The organism is Synergistota bacterium, from assembly GCA_021159885.1.
Lineage (GTDB): Bacteria > Synergistota > GBS-1 > GBS-1 > GBS-1 > AUK310.
On sequence record JAGHDO010000033.1, the window covers coordinates 49854 to 71237 of the forward strand.

The 21384-nt window shown below is 43.1% G+C and carries 21 protein-coding genes and 1 pseudogene; 11 read left to right on the top strand and 11 right to left on the bottom strand.

The window, feature by feature from the left end:
• Position 1: 1 nt before the first annotated feature.
• The gene (plsX, locus tag J7M13_03275; protein MCD6363007.1) at positions 2-1000 is read right to left on the bottom strand and encodes a phosphate acyltransferase PlsX; all 999 of its coding nucleotides are present in this window, start codon (positions 998-1000) and stop codon (positions 2-4) included.
• The gene (gene fapR, locus J7M13_03280) at positions 1000-1593 is read right to left on the bottom strand and encodes a transcription factor FapR (protein ID MCD6363008.1); all 594 of its coding nucleotides are present in this window, start codon (positions 1591-1593) and stop codon (positions 1000-1002) included. The genes plsX and fapR overlap by 1 nt, the downstream gene beginning before the upstream one ends.
• A 176-nt stretch (positions 1594-1769) precedes the next feature.
• Here fapR and J7M13_03285 point away from each other — a divergent pair, with 176 nt between their 5' ends.
• From J7M13_03285 to J7M13_03305, 5 genes are all read left to right on the top strand, one after another.
• Positions 1770-2771 (top strand): TAXI family TRAP transporter solute-binding subunit, encoded by a 1002-nt coding sequence (locus tag J7M13_03285; protein MCD6363009.1) that lies wholly within the window; start codon positions 1770-1772, stop codon positions 2769-2771.
• Between the two features lie 100 nt (positions 2772-2871).
• Positions 2872-4719: a TRAP transporter permease gene (locus J7M13_03290; protein MCD6363010.1), complete on the top strand. Its 1848-nt coding sequence runs from the start codon at positions 2872-2874 to the stop codon at positions 4717-4719.
• A complete protein-coding gene (locus J7M13_03295; protein MCD6363011.1) occupies positions 4707-5474 on the top strand; it encodes an amino acid ABC transporter ATP-binding protein in 768 nt (255 codons plus the stop codon). The genes J7M13_03290 and J7M13_03295 overlap by 13 nt, the downstream gene beginning before the upstream one ends.
• Positions 5471-6124 (top strand): amino acid ABC transporter permease, encoded by a 654-nt coding sequence (locus J7M13_03300; GenBank protein MCD6363012.1) that lies wholly within the window; start codon positions 5471-5473, stop codon positions 6122-6124. Before J7M13_03295 ends, J7M13_03300 begins: the two co-directional genes overlap by 4 nt.
• The gene (locus tag J7M13_03305) at positions 6109-7251 is read left to right on the top strand and encodes a pyridoxal phosphate-dependent aminotransferase (GenBank protein MCD6363013.1); all 1143 of its coding nucleotides are present in this window, start codon (positions 6109-6111) and stop codon (positions 7249-7251) included. The genes J7M13_03300 and J7M13_03305 overlap by 16 nt, the downstream gene beginning before the upstream one ends.
• A gap of 37 nt (positions 7252-7288) precedes the next feature.
• On the opposite strand, the gene J7M13_03310 is transcribed toward J7M13_03305, so the two are convergent.
• The gene (locus J7M13_03310; protein ID MCD6363014.1) at positions 7289-8056 is read right to left on the bottom strand and encodes a transporter substrate-binding domain-containing protein; all 768 of its coding nucleotides are present in this window, start codon (positions 8054-8056) and stop codon (positions 7289-7291) included.
• Between the two features lie 91 nt (positions 8057-8147).
• On the opposite strand from J7M13_03310, the gene J7M13_03315 reads away from it, so the two are divergent.
• Together J7M13_03315 and J7M13_03320 are read left to right on the top strand one after the other, a co-directional pair.
• A complete protein-coding gene (locus tag J7M13_03315) occupies positions 8148-8564 on the top strand; it encodes an OsmC family protein (protein ID MCD6363015.1) in 417 nt (138 codons plus the stop codon).
• 3 nt (positions 8565-8567) lie between these two features.
• Positions 8568-9185: a hypothetical protein gene (locus J7M13_03320; GenBank protein ID MCD6363016.1), complete on the top strand. Its 618-nt coding sequence runs from the start codon at positions 8568-8570 to the stop codon at positions 9183-9185.
• Here J7M13_03320 and J7M13_03325 read toward each other — a convergent pair.
• Genes J7M13_03325 through J7M13_03335 form a run of 3 tightly spaced genes read right to left on the bottom strand, consistent with a single transcriptional unit; the run spans position 9175 to position 11040 of the window.
• The gene (locus J7M13_03325; GenBank protein MCD6363017.1) at positions 9175-9855 is read right to left on the bottom strand and encodes an HD domain-containing protein; all 681 of its coding nucleotides are present in this window, start codon (positions 9853-9855) and stop codon (positions 9175-9177) included. The two genes, J7M13_03320 and J7M13_03325, sit on opposite strands and share 11 nt — an antisense overlap.
• A gap of 49 nt (positions 9856-9904) precedes the next feature.
• On the bottom strand, positions 9905-10750 hold the full coding sequence (locus J7M13_03330) for a Cof-type HAD-IIB family hydrolase (GenBank protein ID MCD6363018.1): 846 nt from the start codon (positions 10748-10750) through the stop codon (positions 9905-9907).
• Positions 10747-11040, bottom strand: a complete 294-nt coding sequence (locus J7M13_03335; protein ID MCD6363019.1) for a hypothetical protein — start codon at positions 11038-11040, stop codon at positions 10747-10749. Before J7M13_03335 ends, J7M13_03330 begins: the two co-directional genes overlap by 4 nt.
• Before the next feature lie 57 nt (positions 11041-11097).
• On the opposite strand from J7M13_03335, the gene J7M13_03340 reads away from it, so the two are divergent.
• On the top strand, positions 11098-12570 hold the full coding sequence (locus J7M13_03340) for a phosphodiester glycosidase family protein (protein ID MCD6363020.1): 1473 nt from the start codon (positions 11098-11100) through the stop codon (positions 12568-12570).
• Here J7M13_03340 and J7M13_03345 read toward each other — a convergent pair.
• Both J7M13_03345 and galT read right to left on the bottom strand, forming a co-directional pair.
• Positions 12545-13531, bottom strand: a complete 987-nt coding sequence (locus tag J7M13_03345) for a response regulator (GenBank protein MCD6363021.1) — start codon at positions 13529-13531, stop codon at positions 12545-12547. The genes J7M13_03340 and J7M13_03345 overlap by 26 nt on opposite strands.
• Entirely contained in the window at positions 13528-14580 is a 1053-nt protein-coding gene (gene galT, locus J7M13_03350) for a galactose-1-phosphate uridylyltransferase (protein ID MCD6363022.1), read from the bottom strand. The genes J7M13_03345 and galT overlap by 4 nt, the downstream gene beginning before the upstream one ends.
• 88 nt (positions 14581-14668) lie before the next feature.
• Here galT and J7M13_03355 point away from each other — a divergent pair, with 88 nt between their 5' ends.
• The 3 genes from J7M13_03355 to J7M13_03365 are packed head-to-tail and all read left to right on the top strand — an operon-like array spanning position 14669 to position 18021.
• Entirely contained in the window at positions 14669-16387 is a 1719-nt protein-coding gene (locus J7M13_03355) for a thiamine pyrophosphate-binding protein (GenBank protein MCD6363023.1), read from the top strand.
• Between the two features lie 24 nt (positions 16388-16411).
• On the top strand, positions 16412-17542 hold the full coding sequence (locus tag J7M13_03360; GenBank protein ID MCD6363024.1) for an MFS transporter: 1131 nt from the start codon (positions 16412-16414) through the stop codon (positions 17540-17542).
• Complete coding sequence (locus J7M13_03365) at positions 17539-18021, top strand: ECF transporter S component (protein ID MCD6363025.1); 483 nt, start codon at positions 17539-17541, stop codon at positions 18019-18021. The genes J7M13_03360 and J7M13_03365 overlap by 4 nt, the downstream gene beginning before the upstream one ends.
• Here J7M13_03365 and J7M13_03370 read toward each other — a convergent pair.
• The 3 genes and pseudogenes from J7M13_03370 to J7M13_03380 form a co-directional block, all read right to left on the bottom strand.
• Positions 18018-19573 (bottom strand): annotated as a pseudogene (locus J7M13_03370) (phosphoenolpyruvate synthase). The gene J7M13_03365 and the pseudogene J7M13_03370 sit on opposite strands and share 4 nt — an antisense overlap.
• 152 nt (positions 19574-19725) lie before the next feature.
• Positions 19726-21096 (bottom strand): PFL family protein, encoded by a 1371-nt coding sequence (locus J7M13_03375; protein MCD6363026.1) that lies wholly within the window; start codon positions 21094-21096, stop codon positions 19726-19728.
• A 9-nt stretch (positions 21097-21105) separates the two neighbouring features.
• The gene (locus tag J7M13_03380) at positions 21106-21378 is read right to left on the bottom strand and encodes an ACT domain-containing protein (protein ID MCD6363027.1); all 273 of its coding nucleotides are present in this window, start codon (positions 21376-21378) and stop codon (positions 21106-21108) included.
• Positions 21379-21384 lie beyond the last annotated feature (6 nt).

Here is a 21384-nt window from a genome sequence, read left to right on the forward strand (position 1 = left end):
GCTAATCACCACCTTTAAGCTTTTTCTTTATCCTGTCAAGTCCTTCCTGCAAGACAAATTCCCTTGCAACTTTCACCGCATTAAATATGGCTCTTGCCCTAGACCTTCCGTGAGCAACTATAATAACCCCATCTATACCCAGAAGGGGTGTTCCTCCATAAGCTTCATAATCAAACTTCTGCCACAGTTCCTTAAGCATGGGAAGCATAAACAAAATCCCAACTCGCGGAAGGAGCCTCTTACTTATCTCCTCATGAAGAAGCTTAAAAACCGCTTCAGCCACGCCTTCTATAAATTTGAGCATCACGTTTCCAACAAAACCATCGCATACCACTACATCAGCTACCCCAAAAGGGATATCTTTTCCTTCCACGTTTCCGATAAAATTGACCTGAGGTGAAGAAGCAAGAATTTCATAGGCTTCCTTTATTATCTCGTCTCCCTTTCCCCTTTCTTCCCCAACCGTTAGAAGCCCAACCCTCGGATTCTCTATATTGAGGATCACAGACATATACACGCTTCCCATTAAAGCAAATTGATAAAGATTCTTAGGCTTACAGCCTATCGTAGCTCCTACATCTATAAGGAGAGTTCTTCCCTCAAGCGTGGGGATAGCCACTCCTAACGCGGGACGATCTATTCCCTTAAGCCTTCCAACGCCAAGCAGGGAAGCCGCTACGATAGCGCCAGTATTACCTGCGGAAACGAAAGCATCGATCTCCCTACCTTTAAGAAGCCTCATCGCCTCCCATATTGACGATCGCTTTTTCTTCCGTATGGCATCTACCGGAGATTCTCCCATTCCCACGCTCTCCGGAGCATGGTATATCTCAATTCCTTCCTCTAAAGATAAATCCATCCTTTTCATCGCTTCTCTTATAGAGGACTCATTTCCAATGAGAATTATGTTTTCGTTTAACTCCCTTAATGCCATAAAAGCCCCCTTTATGATCTCCTCAGGAGCATAATCTCCACCCATAGCATCAAGAGCTATTCTCATTATTTAACTCCCCCCCTTTTAAGGGAAACAACTATAAAGTGTCCCACAAATACCTCTCTATCATCCACAAATGAATGAACTGATATCAAAAATTTATTTCCCTTTCTCTTAGCCACTCTACCCCGTGCTACTATCCTATCTCCGACTCTTACAGGAGATTTAAAGCTCACTCGCGCTCTGCCTATAAGTACTTCCTCAGAACCTATTAAAGCGATAGCAAGAGAGCTTGCCTGAGCGAAAGTATAGCTTTCCCTTATAATATCGCTATTCTTAAAAGCCATCCCTTTTGTCGTCTCAAGGACAGAGATTCCTCTCTCATTTATCTCAAGCTCGACAAGCTCTCCCATCATCTCATCAGGAGTTATAGACCTAAGTCTATAACGCGCTTCCTCAGCCATTTTTCTCATACGCTCTCTAACCTCGGGAATGCCCAACCTCGCTCTATCCAGCCTTATCGTGGAAACACTGACATTAAGCCTCTCTGCAAGTTCCTCATCAGTAAGAAGAGGATTCTCCGATATCAACCTTTTCAGGCTTTTTTCCCTCTCAATTTTTCTCGTTCTTCTTAAAAGACCTGCAGATGTTTTCTTCAACCTAAAAGCACCTCATAATAGCAGGTGTTATTAACTGCTCCCAAATTATAACAGACCACCCCCCTTTTTTCAAGCTGCTCGTGCATTTGGGACTTAACTTAAGAAACCTTTTCTGATATAATCAGGTTATAAAGGTATACTAAGTATACTAAATCTAACCAGGAGGTGGTCGCGGTATGCGGAAGTGGGGGTGGCTTATAGTTACTGTAGCTCTGATCATTGGTATATGTAGCGTAGCGGGAGCCGTAACGTTCATAAGGATTACCACCGCTACGACAGGTGGAACTTACTATCCTGTAGGAGTCGGAATGGCTACGCTCTGGACTGAAAAGCTTGCAAGCCAGGGCATCAAAGCAAGGGCGATGTCTTCCGCCGGATGGGTCGAAAATGTCGATATAATGAGGAAGCACGAGGCAGAGCTTGGAATCATGCAGGGATTGGCGCAAGTTCTCGCGTGGGAAGGGAAAGGCATGTTCAAGGGACATCCCTACAAGGAGCTAAGATCCATAACTGCCCTATGGCCCAATGTTGAGCACTTCATTCTCGTAAAGAGCAAGGTTAAGACCGGAACCGTAATTGACATAAAGGGAACACACTTCTGTCCAGGAGCAACGGGAAGCGGAACCCTCATGTCTACCACATACATAATGAAAGCCCTTGGCTTAACCTTAAAAGACATTAAACCCGAGTTCGTGAGATACAACGAAGCAGCAAGAGCTATACTGGATGGAAGGCTTGATGGCGCTTCCATAGTTGGTGGGCCACCCGTATCTGCCGTAACCCAGCTTTTCGCAGCTCCCGGCGGCGTTAAAATCAAAGTTCTTGAATTCTCAGATGAACAGTTAAAGAAGATTCAGAAGCTTCTTCCGTTCTATTTCCGCTATATCATAGAGCCAGGAACCTATCCAAATCAGAAAGAGCCGATAAGAACAGCCGCTCAGCCGAACTGGCTCGCCGCCAGAAAGGACGTTCCCGCAGATGTCGTTTATAAGCTTACCAAGACCCTGTGGGAAAACCTTGATTATATGCTCAAGGTACATAAAGCTTGTAAGTTCCTCAAGCTTGAGAATGCTCTTAGCGGTTTAACGGTTCCCCTTCACCCCGGGGCTTACAAGTACTACAAAGAGAAGGGCTTGAAGATACCTGATTATCTCGTTCCACCAGAGCTGAAGAAATAGCCCCTAAAATCTTAAAAGCACCTTCGCTTTTTAAAAGAGGACGGGTTATAATATACCCGTCCTCTTTTAAATTCCCTTTAAGGATTGGAGGAGATAAACCATGAGAAGAGAGCTCGAGGGCAAATACAAAACCATCGTAGCCTTAATAGCAATATCTTTTTCAGTATTTGAGCTGTGGGTAAACAGCTTTGGAATAATGCTTGATATAAAGAGAAACGCTATTCATTTAGCTTTTCTTTTTATGCTGGTATTCCTACTCCACCCTGCGACGAAAAGGTCAGATACTCAAAAGCCCAGCAAGCTGGACATAATATTAGCCGCCCTTGGCTTATCAACGGGACTTTATATCCTCTTCTTTTACGACGATCTCTTTAACAGAATGGGAATAGCTATAACAAGAGACTATATATTCGCTGTAATATGCATCGTTCTACTGATTGAAGCAGCAAGAAGAAGCGTAGGATGGGTTTTCACGGGATTGGTTCTCTTCTTTCTGTTTTATGTGAGATACGGTTATATTTTTCCAGGGCTTTTCCAGCAACCAGGCGTTCACTGGACGAGAGTGCTTTACAGAATGTATCTAACATCTGAGGGAATTTTTGGGATAACACTGTCAGTATCATCTACCTTTATATATTTGTTCATTCTCTTTAGCGCTTTTCTCGAAGCCGGAGGCGCAGCAGACTTCTTTAACGATCTAGCCTTAGCCATAGCGGGATCAAAGCGTGGAGGTCCCGCCTTCGTCGCAGTGATAGCAAGCGCTCTTATGGGAACCCTAAGCGGAAGTGCGGTGGCAAACGTAGCAACGACAGGAAGTTTTACAATTCCTCTAATGAAGAGAGTCGGCTATAGACCATATTTTGCAGGCGCAGTTGAAGCCGCCTCCTCAACGGGAGGGCAAATCATGCCTCCTATAATGGGAGCTGCTGCGTTTGTCATGGCTTCATTTCTTCAGATATCCTATGTTCAAATAATGATAGCGGGTCTTATTCCCGCATTCTTATACTACCTGGCGATAGCAGCTAACATATACCTCGAAGCGAAAAAGCTTGGGCTCAAAGGCTTACCGAAAGAGGAACTCCCATCACTTAGAGAGGTTCTTTTAAAGAGAGGCCAGATGATAGCTCCGCTTATAGTTATAATATATTATCTACTCACAGGAAGAACTCCTCTAATGGCAGGTTTCGCAGGAATTATAACCACTGTACTTGTGAGTTTCCTGAGAAAGGAAACAATGTTTACCCCCAGAAAACTCTTAAGAGCCCTTGAGCGAGGCGCATATTCAGCTATACAGGTGGGAATCGCTTGTGCAGCTTGTGGAATAATCGTAGGAGTCGCAGCAGTTACAGGTATAGGCTCCGTAATAGCGTATCACCTTATAGAGCTTTCCGGTGGCATACCTCTCATTTCCCTTTTCATGGTTATGGCAACGGCAATAATCTTGAGCATGGGGTTACCCTCAACAGCACTTTATATAGTGGTAGCTACAGTTGCAGCACCAGCTTTAATAAAGCTGAAGTTCCTGCCGTTAGCAGCTCACTTCTTCGTTTTCTATTTCGGGGCCTTGTCCAATGTAACTCCCCCAGTAGCCCTTGCTTCATATACGGCAGCGGGAATAGCAGGCTCTGAACCCGCAAAAACTGCTTTAGCCGCCCTGAGATTAACTCTTGCGGGATTCATTATTCCGTTTATATACACGTTCAATCCCATGCTATTGGCTCAAAATATTTCTCTTCTCCCCTTCCTTAAATCGATAGGAGAGTGTATTATAGGAGTATGGGCTCTTGCTATAGGAGCTTCTGGCTATCTCTGGAAAGAAATTCCTTTATGGGAAAGAACTTTATTTATAATCGCTGCTGTTTTGCTTCTTTTACCGATAAAGATGTCCTCTATATACGGAATAATTTTACTTATCACCTTAATGTTTAAGGAAAGATGGAAGCGCTGAGGGCAATAGGAATATATAAAGGCTTTGGAAAGCTACAGGTTCTCAGAGGAATAAGTCTCTCTGTGAGAAAGGGCGAGGTTCTCTCAATTATAGGACCAAGCGGGTCGGGGAAAAGCACCTTGCTAAGATGCCTTTGCGGATTGGAAAAAATAGACGCGGGAGAAATATATATAAATGGGGAGAAGCTCACGCTAGGTAAGTTCAGCCATAGGCATCTCGCAACTAAGATAGGCATGATTTTTCAAAGCTTTAATCTATTTCCACACATGACGGCACTGGAGAACGTCATCTTAGCTCCTATGAAGGTTAAGGGTATGAAAAGAAGTGAGGCTGAAAGACTTGCTAAGGATCTCCTTGAACGAGTGGGACTCGGTGATAAGATAGATCACCGCCCTTCACAGCTATCTGGAGGTCAACAACAGAGAGTGGCTATTGCAAGAGCCTTGGCAATGCAACCCGATATAATGCTATTTGATGAGCCAACATCTGCTCTTGATCCAGAGCTCGTTGGAGAGGTTCTTGATGTTATAGCCAAGCTCGCTAAAGAAGGGATGACCATGATAATAGTAACTCATGAAATGCTCTTTGCCAAGGAAATTTCTAATCGCGTGATCTTTATGGCAGATGGCGTTATAGTAGAAGAAGGATCACCAGAACACATATTCATCCACCCATCGAATCCCAGAACCAGAGCCTTCCTAAGCAGGCTCTTACCCCATTTCGGAAAATCCTTGATCAAGGAGGATGTGGAGTGAAGTTAGATTTTTCCATAGTTATTCCCTATCTGCCGATGTTTCTCAAGGGTACAAAGGTAACCATAGAGGCAAGCGTAATGGCAATCCTCATTGGACTTGCGATAGGAACGATCGTAGGCATAGGACGAGTTATACCCCTTAAGCCCATAAACTTCATAGCATGGCTATATGTATACGTAATAAGGGGAACACCTCTTTTAGTTCAGCTCTTTTTGATCTACTTTGGACTTCCATCCCTCGGTATTGAGCTTGAGGCATTCCCAGCAGGCGTTATAGGCTTGGGAATCAATAGCGGAGGATATGTAGCTGAAATCGTTCGTGGAGGAATAGAAGCGGTTCCTAAAGGACAGCTTGAAGCAGCAAAGGTCTTGGGATTAAGCTACTTCCAAACTATGTGGTATATAGTTCTACCTCAAGCCATAAGAAATATGCTTCCTGCACTCGGAAATGAGTTTGTAACGCTCGTAAAGCAATCCGCTCTTCTGTCAACCCTTGCCATAACGGAACTCACCATGGTTGGACAGCAAGTTAGAAGCGTAACTTTTGCCTCTTTTGAAGTTTTCATAACGGTAGCTTTAATATATCTCGCCTTAACCACCGTGGTTAGCACGCTTGTAAGGCACGTAGAAAGGAGGTGGCAGGTAAGATAAAAGAATTGCTTTCTAAAAGAATAAATGAGCTTGAAACGCATTCCATTTTAGAAGTTGCTATGGAAGCAACCCCCGAGACTACTGATCTAACCGTGGGAGATCCAGATCTCCCACCAGATCCCTGTGTTAAGGAAGGAATTTCAGGAGCTCTCGAGAGGGATCTAACAAAGTATACCCCTGACGAGGGAATCCTCGAGCTGAGAGAAGCTATAGCAGAGGACCTAAAGCATCGCTATGGCGTAAGCTATACACCGGACGAGATAATAATCACCCCTGGAGGAGCAGGAGCCATATTTGCAAGCCTCATAGCATTATTAAACGAGGGAGACAAAGCCATACTCCAATCACCCTGGTATCCTGGACATCTGAGAGCCTTAAACCTTTTGAGAGCTAAAACTTTCCCTTTTAAGACATACGATAAAGGATTTCCAATAGAGCCGAACTTAAACAACCTTCCCAGGGATGCTAAGGTTATACTTCTATGCTCTCCAAATAACCCGACAGGAGCAGTTTTAAAACACGAAGATTTTGAAAAAATTCTTCATTTTTCTGAGAAAAACGATCTTATAATTTTAGTGGATATAGCGTATGAAGCTTTGACTGATGAGGGGAAGATACCCCTACCTGTAGAACTCAAGGGAGGAAAGAAAAGAACCGTTCTTATAGGTTCCTTTTCAAAATGCTATTGCATAACAGGTTTACGAATCGGTTTCATCGCAGCACCTAAGGAAATCGCGCATGGAGCAAAGAAGGCGGTATCCACTTTTAGCTTCTGTGCCAATTCTATAACCCAGTACGGAGTTTTAAACGCCTTTAAGAAAGGAAACCCGTATCTTCCCAGGCTCAGAGAAGAGTTCAAAAGGAGACGAAATACAGCTTACCAAACTCTTAAGAAAGGCGGCCTGAACTTTGCTAAACCGGAGGGGGGCTTTTTCCTTTTCCCATTCTTTGGAAATGAAATAACAGACAAGGAAAGAGCTACAAAGTTTATAAGAAAAGCAGGAGTTTTAACCGTTCCAGGATTCCCGTTCTTTGGACCAGATGGAAAGGGGCATCTTAGAATAGCCCTAACTCGATCAGAAGAGGAGCTTAGGAAAGCTTTAGAAAGAATGGTTAAAGCGCTATAAAAATAAAAAAAGGGGGAGGCTCCTCCCCCTTTAAAACTCACTGTTTAAACCACTTATCAAGCAAATCTTGAAGTTCCCCGCTTTTCTTCATATCCTCTATAGCCTTATTGATAGCTTTGAGAAGCTCTTTATCCTCCTTTCTTACAGCAAGAGCCTTACCTGCCTCTGTAATGACCTGATCGAAGGCTATCTTCACCTTTCCCTTAAAATCCTTGCTCTTACAGTATTTGAGAGCTACAACTTTATCCATAAGAGTTGCATCGGCTCTACCGAGAACTACCTCTCTAACACAATCATCGAATTTCTGAAACCTCTTCATCTTAACGCCGGGTATGGATGAACAGAAGGTATCCTGAACCGTTCCGAGCTGAACAGCTATGGTTTTTCCCTCAAGATCTTTAAGGCTCTTTATAGAATTATCGTCTGCCCTTACCAAAAACGAGCTAAGGCTTATATAGTAAGGAATAGAAAAAGCAACTCTCTTTGCCCTCTCCTTGGTAGCAGACATACCAGCTGCTATCACGTCTATCTTACCTGCGAGAAGCGCGGGGATGAGAGAATCAAACGGCATGTCGACCCATTTGATCTTCTTGCCTATCCTTTTAGCGATGGCTTCCATAAGATCGATATCGAATCCTACAAGCTTATTGTTCTTATCCCTAAACTCAAATGGGGGATAGGTGCTTTCAGTACCAACCCTTAGCACATCCTTTTTCATAGCGTTAGCCCATACTACTCCTCCAAACGCGAGAAAGATCAAGCTGACTAAGACCACCAGACTGACTACCTTGCTTAACTTTCTCATATCTACTTACCTCCTCCCTTCCGATATTTGTTTCCTCATATTATACCATCTTTGAGCCGTTTTGATATAATTAGGCAGGGAGGTGAATGTAATGATTTTAGAAGTTGATTGGCTTGGCAAAATGGCTTTTAAGGGGAGGGGACCTTCCGGGCACGAAGTGCTTATGGATGCCTCTATCGAGCATGGGGGAGATGAGAAGGGAATAAGGCCTATTGAGCTTCTTCCCATAGCAGCGGGAGGTTGCTCTGGCATGGACGTGGTAAACATCCTCAGCAAGATGAGAATCGATCTTAAGGGACTAAAGATCAAGATAGAAGCTGGAAGAAGGGAAGACTATCCCAAAGCCTATACTCGAATGAAGCTGATATATATATTCAAGGGAATGGATCTCCCTCTCGAAAAGCTAAAGCGAGCTGTTGAGCTATCCATGGAAAAGTATTGCTCGGTTCTCGCAACGCTCAAGGGAACCGTAGATATAGAATACGAGATAGAAAGAGAGGAGGAGTGAGAATTGAAAAAGAAGTGGATCATAGCGGTAATTTTAGCAGTATGGTTATTTATCCCCATAAGCATGGCGCTTGCCCAGAGCGCAGAGAAGAAAGACAATCCGCTTGCTCTGGCAGACAAGGTAAAACAGCTCATAGCAAAGAAGGACTACAAAAACGCGTTGATTAAAGCAAGGGAACTCTATCTTTCACTATGGAATAAATCCCCCTTGCTTTTGAAAAAGTCCCTACTGGTTGAAGATGAACCTCAAGGAGTAGGAATATACACTGAAAGGAAGAATAACAAGTTTGCAGAAGGAGATCCTATATATATCTATGTTGAACCCATGGGATACACCGTAATTAAGAAGGGAGACATCTATAACTTCGGCTTAATAGCAGACTTTGCCATTCTTGACCAGGATGGAAATCATCTATATGAGAAGAAAAACTTCGGAAGATGGAGCATGAAATCGAGAGATTTTAACACAGAATTTTTCCTGTTTCTGAGATACTCCTTCACTGGAATAAAACCAGGCAAATATAAGATAATAACCACCCTTAAGGACATGAACAATCCAGCGAAAAAGGTTGCGGTTATAACTCCAATAGAAATAGTTAAATCCGGTGGATCTACTCAGTAATTTTCCTTAAAAACCTTACAGCTTCCTCCTTAGTCGCTATATAGCCTCTAAGCTGAGCCTCATACACAAGACTCTTGAGTTTTCCAACTCTTTTGCCAGGAGGAATACGAAGAATCCTCATTATATCATCACCACTTAAGAGAGGAGGAGGTTTTTCCTCCTCCTCTCTTAGTTTCTTTTTAATCAAAAGTAGCTTCTTCCTATTATCGAGAAAGGTCTCGGAATAACCACAGCTTCCTTTTAAATCCACCTCGGTTAATGAAATTAAATCATCGAGGTAAGGATAAGTTCTTACAAGCTTACGTAGGGTCCTCTCGCTTAGGGGATGATGGAACTTCATGTGATTTATAACGAGAGAAATCACCTTCCTAACCACGAGACGAATCAGTGGAAACCTGAAGAAAAACCTTCGAGCTATTTTAGCGCTCTCCCGTTCATGAAAATGATATGTAAGATCTTCTCTTAAAACCGCTTTGCCGACATCATGCAGGAAAGAAGCAAGAATGATCGAAAAGCTATATCCTCCTCTTTCAGCAACATCAACACAGCGAAGCGTGTGAATCCAAGCATTGCCCTCTGGATGGTAAAATGGATCCTGCTGAGTTTTCTCAAGCTCATCTAATTCAGCACCGTAAAGTGAAAGCAATCCCTTTATCTTACAGTCTTTCAAAAAGAGAGCTAACCTTCTCTTCCTCAATGCTTTTATAAAAAGCCTTCTCCTAAGAGACCTTATTCTCCTCAATTATCTTCTCCAGAAAGCTTGCAACGCCCTCATTCTCATTAGAGGGAATAACAAGATCAGCGCTTTCTTTGACTACATCAGGTGCGTTTTCCATCGCTACTCCAAGTCCGGCTGAAATTATAGCATCAAGATCGTTAAGATTATCCCCAACGAATATAATCTGATCAAGAGATATCCTATAAAATCGCGAGAAAAACTCAAGTGATTCTCTTTTGGAGCATCCAGGACCATAAACCTCAAGGAACGCCTCTCCTTTATAAACGGAGTTCATGATAAAGCTCAAACCATCGCTCCCAAAGGTCTTAATAAACTTTCTAACTTTCTCAAGCTCTCCAACCACTACAAGCTCATTAAAGGAGTGCCATTTCTCAAGAGCGTGAAATATATCTTTGAGTAAAACGGCGTTCTTTACAGCCTTTTCAAAATAAAAACTGAAAACCGATTCGCGTGGATAATTCCCCTCCATAAAGATGTAAGGGACGCTAAAGGAAGGGACAAACAAGATCGGAAATAGATCAAGATTCTTAGCAGTTTCCAGCATCGCCCTAAGCTTCTTTAGCGGGAAAATCACAAGCCTGTGAATTTCCCTCGGGTTAATGGATAATATCAAAGCTCCATTTTGAGTAGAGGCAGGTCCCTCAATTTCAAGGAGCTCTAAATAAGGCTTCGCCGAGGGAAAGGATCTCCCCGTTGATATCGTGATCTTTAACCCTGCCTTTCGAACATCATCTATGGACCTAAGCACCCGTGGTGTGAGTATCTTATCTGATGTTAAAAGAGTCCCATCGAGATCGAAAACTATAAGCTTATACTTTCCCTTCATTCAAGCCTCCCAGCTTCCCAAAAGAAAACCTCAAGCCCCTCTTTTCTCACCTCTTCTCTCTCCCTCATTTTTCTCAAAGCCTCTAAAAGCCGCTCCGCTTTCTCATCCTCCGCGATAACGAAAAATGCCTCGTTTAAGGAAGGCCATATTGGAGTCCCCAGATGAGGACCACTTCCACCAACACCTTTCACTCCGCTCCACTGAGTATAGCCATCTGTATCGGCACCCTCCAAAACTGCCTTTATATCCTCCTCAAGCACTGAATTCCCCACTATAAGAATAGCTTTCACACTCATCCCCTCCCATACTTCGGTGCTATAATAGATTCTATAAAGGGGGCAACCATCTTGAAAAAAGCGTTGATAGTAACCTTAATAATTATAGCATTTTTTTCACCCACAGCTTGTTTATACGCAAAGCCAATAACATGGGATCGCTTTACCACGGATTTACTTGTTATATCCAAGCTTCACCTCGATCTCCCTTTAACGAAATCAGCGTTGAAGGGAGCCAGAAATTATCCTATATCGAGAGCAGAAGCTATTTATCTGCTTGTAGGATCATTAGGGTTAAATTTCGAGGCAAATCTTCTTAAGAACATTTTTTCCATCCCTCAGATTAAAAAATGCCCGTATTTCCTTAGAGGAGCGATTAATCTTGCAATGTTTTCCAAACCCCCAATAATTAATAAGAAGCTGGTGAATCTCAAATGGCTCAAAGGAAGCTTAAGCGAAAGCGAGGCTAAAACGCTCATTAGGAGAGCCCTTTTTCTTAGGAAAAACGGCTTAAAGATAGAATGGACAGAAAAAATAAGCAAAGATCTCGTGCTTCACTGGGAAAGAAAGCTGGATCCTCCCTTGTACATTTGCTATCTCAAGCTAAATCTGAGATCTAAAAATCTTAAGCTGATTCCCGAACTCGCTGGAACACACATTCAGGATAAAGAAAAGCTAAGCGAAATGTGCAAAAGAAAGAAAGCTATCGCTGGAATTAACGGCGGATTTTTCGCTCCGGATGGAGATCCAATAGGAGCTCTCATGATAGACGGAGTACTTATAAGTGAACCTTTCCCGCACCGTGGATGCTTTGGCTGGAACGATCACGGAGAGTTCGTATTCGGAATGGTAGATTGGGAAGGAGAGTTAAGAAGCAACTCGGGTATCGTTGTACCTATAGATGGATTAAACAGAAAACCAATAGGAAACGAGGTTATACTCTATACCCCATTTTACGGTGAAAAGGTCGATCTCAAGAAAGGTGGCGTTGAAGTTGTGGTGAGAAATTGGGAGGTCAGCCTGGTAAGAGAAAGCGGGGAACATTACATCCCGAGGGATGGTTTTATAATAGCTGGATATGGAGAAAAGGGAGGGCTTTTATCCCGTCTAAGAAAGGGAGAAAGGATAGAAATACATGCTTATCTAATGCCAACCGAGAAAAAAACCATCTGGAGAAGAATAACTTATCTTATTCAAGGCGGTCCCACTTTGATAAAAAACTACAAAATCGTTAACTACGATGAAAACTTCAAAGAAAGTTTCCTTGAGAAAAAGCACCCCCGCACGATAATAGGTGAAACTCGCAATGGCGATCTCATTCTTATGATAGTTGATGGCAGAAATGCTTATCATAGTGAAGGTTTAACCATCCACGAGCTCAAGGAACTTTTAGCAAGCATGAAGATTAAAAATGCCCTTAATCTCGATGGGGGAGGTTCAACATGTATATGTTTTAACAACCAGCTATACAATCTTCCTTCCGACTCGGGAAAGGAAAGAAAGATAAGCTACGGTTTACTCATCCTCCCGAAGAATGAGCGCTAACATCTTGAAGATACTCCTCCAATAGTTTTTTAGTTAGCTTTTTGCACTCTGCTACCTCCATTATTATCTCTTGAGAAGTGATCTCAACATTAACAAGCTCATCTTCAAGAACTCTCTGGGCCCTCTTCTTTATAAACTCAAGCTTCTTATCGAGAGTAAAGATGACCTTTAATATCTCGCCCTTAAGCTCCTTTAATCTCTTCTCCCCGTTTTTCTCGCTCCTCTCGATCCTTAGCACCTTTAAAGCTACATCCTCTATCTGTTTCATGGTAAACGGCTTTATTATGTAATCGCCTGCTCCCTTTTTCTTCGCCTTCTTAGCCACGACTTCATCATCTACTACGGTGACCATTATGACATGAGTTTCTTCACGCTCCGTTTTTATTTTTTCTAAAACCTCAAGCCCATTTATCCCGGGTAAAAGATAATCAAGAAAAACGAGATCATATCCTTTTTCCTTGAAAAGCTCCATTCCTCGCTCGCCATCCTCCGCTGTCTCAACCTGTCTAAAGCCTATTTTCCTAAGCGTATCTTCAAGAACCTGCCTCTGAAGTGGATCATCCTCGATAACTAAAATCTTAGTATCAAGCTTTATTATGAGGGAGCTTAAAGAATCCTTAAGCGTGCGAGCTAAGATATCCGCTCGGGTCTTAACTACATAATCGTCCAACCCCTCCTCAAGAAGCTTCATTACCTCATCCTCATCCTTTTCAGTAGAAGTAAGCATTATTACACCTATACGCTTGTCCCTTTCCCTGATTCTCTTAAGCTCCTGAACGCCATCTATATCCTCAAGGACATAGTTCAGAATCACGATATCATACTTACCCTCCTCGAGTTTCTCCTCAAGCTCCTTTCTCGAGGAGACAATATCGATGTCCTCAAATCCCTCCTTTTTTAGAATATCTCTACATATCTCTTGAACGAGATGGCTTTTCTCAACGAGAAGAACCTTTTTCATCGCAACATCCCCTCCACAGCGTTATCTACCTCCCTGAGGTATTTAGCGGCTTCCTCGGGAGAAGTGGGATTTATGTAAAACCCAGTTCCCCACTCAAAGCCAGCCATTATAGTTAAACGGGGGACAAGCTCTATATGCCAGTGAAAATCCTCTCTTATAGTTCCCCAATAGTCGGGCTTACCCAGACGGGGATGAAGCGAGGGAGCGGTGTGAATAACGAGATTATAAGGCGGATCATTCAAAGCCAGTTTAATCCTTAATAGCATGTCTTTAACAGCAAGAGCAAGATCTGGAAGTTCCTCATCGGGAATTTCAGCAAAGTCATAGCTATGTTTGATGGGGTAAAGCCTACACTCAAATGGAAAGCATGAAGCAAAAGGCGTAAATAGAACGTAATTCTTACGAACCTTTACTATCCTTTCTCCAAATCTCATCTCATCTCGAAGGATATCACAGAAAATACAGCGTTCCTTTCTGGAAAAGTGCGCACGCGCAACGCTCAACTCCTCCTTCACTACCTTAGGAGTAATAGGCGTAGCTATTATCTGGCTATGCGGATGAGAAAGTGAAGCACCCGCTATGCTCCTATAGTTCCTGAAAATTAAAACATATCGAAATCTCTCATCGGCTCTTAGCGCTCTTAACCTAAGTTTATACACGCTTAAAACCTTTACTATCTGTTCCAACGGGAGATCTCCCAAGCCCTTACCATGCTCCGGAGACTCTATAATGACCTCATGTGCTCCCACACCGCTCATACGATCATATAACCCAATGCCCTCTCTCTCTATCTTACCCTCAAGCTTAAGAGCAGGATATTTATTGGGTATAACCCTAACGCTCCACCCGGGTTTATTGGGCTCCGTACCTTCCTCGCGAATGGCAAAGATCTCCGGGGGAGTTTTATCCTCATTCCCAGGGCAGAAGGGACATTCCCCTTCTTCCTTCTTTTCCTCAGAGAGAACCGAAAAATCATGCGGTCGCTTTGCCCTCTCAGTGGATATAATAACCCACGTGCCCTTTAACGGATCATGCCTGAGCTCCGGCAAATTAACCACCCCTTTTAAAATATTAACATATATGCTATCATCAGAAAAGCCTTATCACCAAAAAGAAAATACAAAGGGGAGAAAAAAAATGAAAGGTGCAAGAGTACTTTTAGAGATGCTAAAAAGATATGATGTAAAACACATTTTTGGTCTACCGGGTGAGACAACGATACCTCTGTATGTTGAATGGAGTAAATTCCCTGAGATAAAGCATGTTCTCACGAGAGATGAAAGAAGCGCATCCTTTATGGCAGATGCTTATGCCAAAGTAAGCCTTAAGCCAGGAATATGCGAATCTCCAAGCGTTGGAGCTACACATGTAGTTCCAGGAATAGCTGAAGCTTATAAATCATCCGTGCCGCTAATAGTATTCACGACCGATGTACCCCTGCATCTCGAGAAGAAAAACATGCTAACGGGCTTTGAGCAAACTCCTCTTTTCACCTCCATAACCAAGGAAAGCTTAACTATATTAAAAGCATCAGAAATTCCATTTATTCTAAGACGAGCATTCAGAATGGCAACGACTGGCAGGCCGGGACCCGTGCATATAAGGGTTCCACAGAACGTGCTGGAAGAAGAGATAACATCAGCAGATCTGAGAGTTCAAAAGGAGTTTTCAAAGTATCCTGGGCATCGCCCAATAGCGGATAAAGGGGAAATTAAGAAGGCCGTTAAGCTATTGCTTAAAAGCGAAAAACCATTAATTATATGCGGTCAGGGAGTCTTATACTCCCAAGCTTGGGAGGAAATAAAGGAGCTCGCGGAGCTCCTTGCAATACCTGTGGGAACTACCATTTCAGGAAAGGGAAGCTTCCCTGAAAGACATCCCCTATCAATAGGTGTGATAGGAATCAGAGGAGGCACTATCGTATCAAATAAAGTGGTAGAAGAATCGGATCTCATCTTCTATGTCGGATGCAATACCGATTACGTCACAACAGATGGATGGAAACTACCATCAGCAGATTCTGATAAGGCGATAATTCACCTGGATATAAGCGAAGCAGAGGTCTCCAATAACTATATCACAACATCCGTTCTTATCGGAGATGCCAAAGCAACACTGAAAGAAATGATAAAAGTAATTAAGGATGAAATATCTCAACAAATAGATTTCCTAAATTCACCAAGGATAAAGGCTTTAAATAAGAGCCTCAATGAATATAGAGAAGCACTGAGAGAAGGAAAAAGTCATTCCAAGATGTGTCCATTAGAAGTTATAGAAACGCTAAATGAACTTCTCTCAGAAAGGGAATACATATTAGCAATAGATCCTGGTATAAGCGCCATCTACACATCCGCATTTTTTAAAGCGGATAAACCTGGTAGAAGATTTCTCTTCAATTTCTCCCTTGGAGCCTTAGGATATGCCATACCAGCATCTATAGGAGCACATTATGCAAACCCAGAAATTCCAATAATAGCACTAACCGGGGATGGAAGCTTTGGTTTTACAGCCGGAGAGCTTGAAACCATAGCGAGAACCGAGGGAAATATAAAAATAATCCTGTTTAACAACGATAGTTTCGGCTGGATAAGGGCAACGATAAAGCTCCTCCAAAATGCCTCTCCCTTTGCCACCGACTTTAAAAAGGTAGATCACGCAAAAGTAGCTGAGGGTTTTGGTTTAAGATCGTATAAAATCGAGAAAATCAACGATTTAAGAATACTACTTAAAGAAGAACTCACAAGAAATAGCCCAAGTTTCATAGAGCTTAATGTTGATCCTGAAGACGAGCTTATTCCACCGGTTCCCTCATGGTTAAAAATAGCCAAAGAGAAGAAACTGGCACACATAGGATAAGAAATATGGTGTATAATATTTCACATGAGGAACATAATCACTCTAACCATCACCATAATACTCTTAGTTTGCACAGTATTTTCTTGGTACTTTCTTCTTCCTCTTTACCTTAAAAGCTTAGGCGCTTCAGATAAGGCCATAAGCGTACTTTATTTTCTCTTTAACCTCGCCTTCTACATAGGTCAAATTCCTGGGGGCTTCCTCACAGACAGGATAGGAAGAAAGCCCATAGTCGTGGGAACCACCTTGTTATACGCATTAGCCGGATACGGGATGGCTTTCTCCTCAAGCTGGATCGGCGTTTCGATCTTTTACATAATAAATGCGCTCTCAAGTTCCATTCAAATGCCAGCCATCTTAGCCCTCGTCTTCGAATCGCAGGAAAAGAAGGGAACATCCTTTGGCATGACAAGCTTCTCTTTTAACCTTGGAATAGCAATAGGACCATTTATAGGAGCAATGCTACTCGAAAGAATAGGAATAAAGGGATTATTAACTATCTACTCTATTGCAGCTTTATCGATGGGAGTAGCACGTTGGATCTTTTTAGAGGAAACCTTAAGAGCGACAGGGCATGAACATGGCTCTCTTAAGGATTTACGGATGAATAGAACGAGGCTACTAACCATAATAGGAGGCACTCTCTTCTTTATGAGCTTATCCCTTACCTTAAACGGACCATACATATCCCTTTTTCAGAAGGAAGGTCTCGGTCTATCCGAACCTGAGATAAACATCATTTTCTCAAAGGCGGGTATAATATCTGCAATCGGCGTGCTCATATTTGGCAAAATAGCTGATAGAATAGATCCAGCAAAATCGTGGGCAATTTCTTCTCTCTTACACCCCTTGCTTCTGCTTGGATGGGCTCTGCTTAAGGGCTGTCTTCCCCTGCTTTTCATCTCTATACTCTTAGCAGAAATATGTTATGTGGTTTATCCAATATTCGTCTCAACGATATTCTCAGAAAGCTCAAGAGGAAGGGGACTGGGGATCTTTGGATTTATAACAGGAAGTATAGGTTCCCTCTCTCCTCTATTGGTAAACGCCTTAAGTGGAATCACGGAATTTTTCACGCCATTTCTCTTAGCCTTAGGTTTTGGGGCGGGGGCTTTTGGGATTATAATAAAGGTAGGAGGTGAAAGAAGAGCATGAGTAAAAGCAGAAAAATTGCACTCTTTTCAATTTATAGCGCGCTTGTGTGCGTTGCAACATTCATACACGTTCCAGTTCCAGGATTTAGGATCTACTTTAACCTCGGTGAGGGAGCGATATATACCATAGCCATCCTTTTTGGCGCCTTTGCAGGGGGAATAGCTGGTGGGCTGGGATCGGCATTAGCAGATCTTCTTTTAGGTTATCCTCTTTGGGCACCGTTTACCCTTATAATCAAGGGGACCGAGGGATTCATCGTTGGAAAGCTGGCACGCCATAATAAACCTCTTGCCTTAACCATTGGTGCGGCTATAATGATAAGCGGATACGCTATCTCCGCAGGTCTCCTTTACGGATGGGGAGCTGCTCCCGTGGAAGCGATTACCGATATAACCCAATGCTCGGTTGGGGTTCTCATAGCTGTCCCGCTGGTCAGAGTGCTCCAAAAGAGCGTTATTGAAAAGGTCGAGAAAAGTTAAGATTCATCTATTAAAACCCCAACAACCTTATGCCCATCAAGATAAGCGGAGAATATTCCCTCATATATCCGGAGAGAGGGATGTTCTCCGCGCTTATATTCATGCGAATCAAACCAGGTTCTGTTAAAGATGTTTCCCTCCATACCCACAAATATAGGTAAATATAGTATTCCATCGAGCTCAAGATCAGCAAAAAAGTGCGTACCATATGAAAGCTCAGGCGTAAAACCCTTTTCCATCACCCCTATCTCAACTATCATGCCACAGTTTGATACCTCGCTGTATTCGACAGGGACTCCTTGCCGGGGGTTGGAAGTCCCCCACCTCCCTGGACCTATGAGAATAAACTTCTCACCCTCAAGAGCTTTATTTATCCTCCCTATTTCACGCGCTACCTTATGTGGATCGAATTTTTCCACGTACATCCAGGGATCGACGTAAACCAAGTAGCGAACTTTTTCTACCACACCATTAGTCAGCATTCTATTTCCCCGAAGTATAAGCCTCTCCTCAGGTATATTTTTAGGCACCGTGACCGGCCTATGGGATTCATAGCTCGAAAGAGGACGAAGCTGAACCAGCGCAAAAAAGCTTTCTACGGGCTCAGATGCAAACTCAACATCAACGGGGATACCCATTTCTTTCTCAAAGAGCTTGAAGAGAAAGCCCATAAGCTCGAAAAACTCCGGATGAGTGCTTGGGAAACCGTCAAAAGTGAAAATTATCTTGCCCTCCTTATGGGACGAATAGGGTGTTATCATATCCTCCGAATAAATGCTTGCAAGCCTGCTAAAATTTCTATGATACTTTATCAAATCCTTCCTCGAGTTTATATTATAGGATTTAAATCCTCCACCCTCGAGATCAAGTAAATCAAAGGTCTCCTGAGAATATCTCATTATTTCAGTTGGATCATTTCCCTCAGGCCTCAAGCTTAGGTTAGTCAGAGAAAATATACGAGCGTAATTTCTACCCGTACATCTCGTACCTAACCCAAAGACGACCCTAACCATCCCATCTTCAACCCTAATCCTTTCTGTCCACCTGCGATAATTTCTCGAAAATCCCACTCCAGCTATCTCTGGATAGAACTCACCTCCCCGTCTCTTTCCAATCAGCTGTTGAACTATTATCCCCATGCTCTCCCCTTCTAAGGAGTGCTTCTTCCTATATTCGAGAGCTACAGGACCATATGTGCTTGCGTAAACTTTCTTTATAGCACAGAGAAGCTCCCTTACTCTCTCTTCAAGGTCTCCCCTATTAGACACGAAGAGCGTCAGATATTTTCCCGCAAAGGAGTACTTTATACTATCCTCAAGAAGCGAGGAAGATCTAACCGCGAGAGGATAATCCATCTCGCAAAGCCATCTTCTCAAATCTTCTATCACTGCTTCAGGAAAAGAAGCATTTAAAAAGCCTTCTTTATATCCTCCCAGTTACCCGTGAAAATAACATCAGCAAGATCGTTTCCTTCCATAAATTCGTCGAAGATCTCCGTCGTTATAAACCGGCTCGGAGGTATATAAATGGGCCATGGAGGGATCCCCTCCATCCCCTCAAGAACTCTCTTAGCGAAAATAAGTCCCTTAGCCTTACCTCCAACGCTTCCCTCGCCTATCAGATGACTCTTATCCTTAACGAGCTCCTTTGCATTTAAGGATAGATACCTTCGTAGCTTGATATTGCTTAGCAAACTATCCCCCCTCAATTATTAAAGCTGAATATAGGTGGGGGAATTCGCCCTCCTCTTTTTATGAACCTATCTACCTTTCCGATCTTAACTGGAACTATGGGAGCTTCTCCAAGCAGGCCTCCCCAGCATGCTCTTTCACCAACCCCTTTACCGGGAACAGGTATAAGCCTTACCGCAGTCGTTTTAGAATTTATAACACCTATAGCCATCTCATCAGCTATTATACAGGCTATGACTTCCTCAGGCGTATCACCTGGAATAGCTATCATATCAAGTCCTACCGAACACACGCAGGTCATCGCCTCCAATTTCTCAAGACCTATCGTTCCATCCAAGGCACATTTTGCCATTTCCGAATCCTCACTCACCGGGATAAAGGCCCCGCTTAATCCCCCAACAGAGGACGAAGCCATAACCCCGCCTTTTTTAACGGCATCGTTTAGAAGGGCCAGAGCAGCTGTAGTTCCCGGAAGACCACATCGCTCAATCCCCATAGCCTCTATGATTTGTGCTACGCTATCACCCGGATTTGGCGTAGGAGCCAAGGAGAGATCAACTATACCGAACGATATCCCAAGCCTCCTCGCAACCTCTCTTCCAAGAAGCTCTCCAGCAGCGGTAATCTTAAAAGCAACCCTCTTAATCTCGTTAGCGAGCGTTCTAAAGTCCACATCTTTTAAGCTCTCAACCACCGCTCTAACCACACCAGGACCACTAACTCCAACATTTATGCAGACATCTCCTTCCTGAGCACCGTGAAAGGCTCCCGCCATGAACGGATTATCTGAAGGAGCGTTTGCAAAAACTACGAACTTAGCCGCTCCTATACCATCCTTAGAAGAGGTAAGAAGCGCGGATCTCTTCATAACGCCAGCAGAAAGAAGAACCGCATCTATGTTTATGCCCGCTTTTGTAGAAGCAACGTTCAGGAAGGAACACACCCTTTCGGTCGATGAGAGCACATCTGGTATCACCGATATTAGCTTTCTCTCCCAATCGGTGATACCCTTCTCGACCAAGGCTCCATATCCCCCTATAAAATCAACTTCTACTTCCACAGCAGCCCGTTCAAGCGCTTTTCCAAGCTCAAGAAAATCCTCTTCTTTAAATCCGGCACTTATAAGAGAAACAGGACTAACGGAAATCCTTGAGTTCACTATGGGAATCCCAAATTCATCCTCAACCTCTCTTACCGTTGGAACGAGCCTTCTTGAAACCCTGACTATCTTCTCATATACTTTGTCTATAACCTCCTCAGGATCGCCTCCCCTACAGTCCAATAAGGATATTCCAAGCGTGATAGTCCTTATATCAAGATTTTCTCTTCTCACCATCTGAATGGTTTCCATTATCTCGTTTAAAGATACGAATCCTCTCTTCATGGTATCACCTCATACTCTGTGCATAGCTTTGAATATTTCCTCACGCTGAAGCCATATCTCGACTCCAAGCTCCTTCCCTCGCTTGAGGAGCGCATCTTTAAACTCCGAGAAACCGCTCTTAAGCTGAGAAATATTAACGATCATAGCCATAACAAATATTCCCTGCATGGTAGTCTGGCTTATATCCTCGATATTAACGTTATACTCCGCGAGTAATCCAGAAATACCCGCAACAATACCAACCTTATCCACACCTATAACCGTTATAACCGCCCTTGACAAGATAAA

Excerpts from the sequence above, each read along its gene's own strand:
- plsX (MCD6363007.1), bottom strand. The coding sequence starts at position 1,000 with ATGAGAATAGCTCTTGATGCTATGGGTGGAGATTATGCTCCTGAGGAG.
- J7M13_03285 (MCD6363009.1), top strand. The coding sequence starts at position 1,770 with ATGCGGAAGTGGGGGTGGCTTATAGTTACTGTAGCTCTGATCATTGGT.
- J7M13_03290 (MCD6363010.1), top strand. The coding sequence starts at position 2,872 with ATGAGAAGAGAGCTCGAGGGCAAATACAAAACCATCGTAGCCTTAATA.
- J7M13_03295 (MCD6363011.1), top strand. The coding sequence starts at position 4,707 with ATGGAAGCGCTGAGGGCAATAGGAATATATAAAGGCTTTGGAAAGCTA.
- J7M13_03310 (MCD6363014.1), bottom strand. The coding sequence starts at position 8,056 with ATGAGAAAGTTAAGCAAGGTAGTCAGTCTGGTGGTCTTAGTCAGCTTG.
- J7M13_03315 (MCD6363015.1), top strand. The coding sequence starts at position 8,148 with ATGATTTTAGAAGTTGATTGGCTTGGCAAAATGGCTTTTAAGGGGAGG.
- J7M13_03330 (MCD6363018.1), bottom strand. The coding sequence starts at position 10,750 with ATGAAGGGAAAGTATAAGCTTATAGTTTTCGATCTCGATGGGACTCTT.
- J7M13_03345 (MCD6363021.1), bottom strand. The coding sequence starts at position 13,531 with ATGAAAAAGGTTCTTCTCGTTGAGAAAAGCCATCTCGTTCAAGAGATA.
- J7M13_03355 (MCD6363023.1), top strand. The coding sequence starts at position 14,669 with ATGAAAGGTGCAAGAGTACTTTTAGAGATGCTAAAAAGATATGATGTA.
- J7M13_03360 (MCD6363024.1), top strand. The coding sequence starts at position 16,412 with ATGAGGAACATAATCACTCTAACCATCACCATAATACTCTTAGTTTGC.
- J7M13_03365 (MCD6363025.1), top strand. The coding sequence starts at position 17,539 with ATGAGTAAAAGCAGAAAAATTGCACTCTTTTCAATTTATAGCGCGCTT.
- J7M13_03375 (MCD6363026.1), bottom strand. The coding sequence starts at position 21,096 with ATGAAGAGAGGATTCGTATCTTTAAACGAGATAATGGAAACCATTCAG.